We start from the raw sequence: 1,863 nt of genomic DNA on the forward strand, positions 1-1,863 counted from the left end.
GGTCGCCATCATCGAAGGCGTGTCCACCACCTTCAATGCACAGCAGCGCACCCTGGGCTTCCAGGACGCCATGAAGGACGTCGGCGCCAACGTGGTGACCGTGCAGTCGGGCCAATGGGAAATCGACCAGGGCAACAAGGTGGCTGCCTCGATCCTCAACGCCCACCCGGATATCAAGGCCATCCTGGCCGGTAACGACAACATGGCGCTGGGCGCCGTGGCTGCCATCCGCGCTGCGGGCAAGACCGGCAAGGTGCTGCTGGTGGGCTACGACAACATCAACGCCATCAAGCCGATGTTGAAGGATGGCCGCGTGCTGGCCACCGTCGACCAGTTCGCCCAGCAGCAAGCCGTCTTCGGCATCGAGACCGCCTTGAAGGCGCTCTCCGAGAAGAAGCCGCAAAGCGCCCTGGGTGGCGTGGTCGAGACCAAGGTCTCGCTGGTCACCAAGTAATACTGACGCTCCCCGCGTCTTCTCTGCACAGTACCTGCGCCCGTTACCGGGTGCAGGGCTTTGCCCCTCTCTTCTTGCGCGCTACAGAACCATGCAGCCCAACGATTCCCCCTCCCAAGGCTCGCCCCTGCTGACATTGTCCGGCATTGGCAAGAGCTATGCCGCACCGGTGCTCGACGGCATCGACCTGGATCTGCATCCGGGCCAGGTGCTGGCACTGACCGGTGAAAACGGCGCCGGCAAGAGTACGCTCTCCAAGATCATCTGCGGCCTGGTCGATGCCAGCGCCGGTGCCATGACGCTGGACGGCCAGCCTTTTGCACCGGTCTCGCGCACCCAGGCGGAAAGCCTGGGGATCCGCATGGTGATGCAGGAATTGAACCTGATTCCCACCCTGTCGATTGCCGAAAACCTGTTCCTGGAAAAGCTGCCACGCCGCTTCGGCTGGATCGACCGCAAGAAGCTGGCCGAGGCTGCCCGTGCGCAGATGGAAGTGGTGGGACTGGGTGAGCTGGATCCGTGGACGCCAGTGGGCGACCTGGGCCTGGGCCACCAGCAGATGGTCGAGATCGCGCGCAACCTGATCGGTAGCTGCCGCTGCCTGATCCTGGACGAACCCACGGCCATGCTGACCAACCGCGAGGTGGAACTGCTGTTCTCGCGCATCGAGCGCCTGCGCGCCGAAGGCGTGGCCATCATCTACATTTCGCACCGCCTGGAAGAATTGAAGCGCATCGCCGACCGCATCGTGGTGCTACGCGATGGCAAGCTGGTCTGCAACGACGACATCGGCCGTTATTCCACCGAACAACTGGTGCAATTGATGGCCGGTGAATTGACCAAGGTCGATCTGGACGCCGAGCATCGCCGCATCGGCGCGCCCTTGCTGCGCATCCGTGGCCTGGGGCGGGCACCGCTGGTGCAGCCGGCCAGCCTGGCCTTGCATTCCGGTGAAGTGCTGGGCATTGCCGGCCTGATCGGCTCGGGCCGCACCGAACTGCTGCGCCTGATCTTCGGTGCCGACCGCGCCGACCAGGGGGAAGTCTTCATCGGCGACAGCCAACAGCCCGCCCGCATCCGCAGCCCCAAGGATGCGGTCAAGGCCGGTATCGCCATGGTTACCGAAGACCGCAAAGGGCAGGGCTTGCTGCTGCCGCAAGCCATCAGCGTCAATACCTCCCTGGCCAACCTGGGGCAGGTCAGCCGCGCTGGCATGTTGGACCACGCCGCCGAAGCCAAGGTGGCTGGCGAGTTCGTCAAGAAGCTGCGCATCCGCAGCGGCAGCGTGGCGCAAGCAGCCGGTGAGCTGTCAGGCTTCATCATCGATGCCGACTGCGCGCGGGTAATCGAGCACGTCCAGATTGCGTTCGATGATCAGGGTCGAGATGCCATAGGTACCGAGCAGGTGC

General features: G+C 64.2%; 2 protein-coding genes. Both read left to right on the forward strand.

What is annotated here, in order from left to right; all coding sequences use genetic code 11:
- The coding region (locus I5W_RS17315; RefSeq protein WP_044530151.1) for a substrate-binding domain-containing protein at positions 1-454 on the forward strand (454 nt) is incomplete at its 5' end.
- 91 nt (positions 455-545) lie between these two features.
- Positions 546-1,863, forward strand: a 1,318-nt coding sequence (locus tag I5W_RS17320) for a sugar ABC transporter ATP-binding protein (protein WP_252717081.1), incomplete at its 3' end; no start/stop codon positions are given.

Origin of the sequence: Herbaspirillum sp. B65, from assembly GCF_000333555.1 — a bacterium.
GTDB lineage: Bacteria > Pseudomonadota > Gammaproteobacteria > Burkholderiales > Burkholderiaceae_D > Herbaspirillum > Herbaspirillum rubrisubalbicans.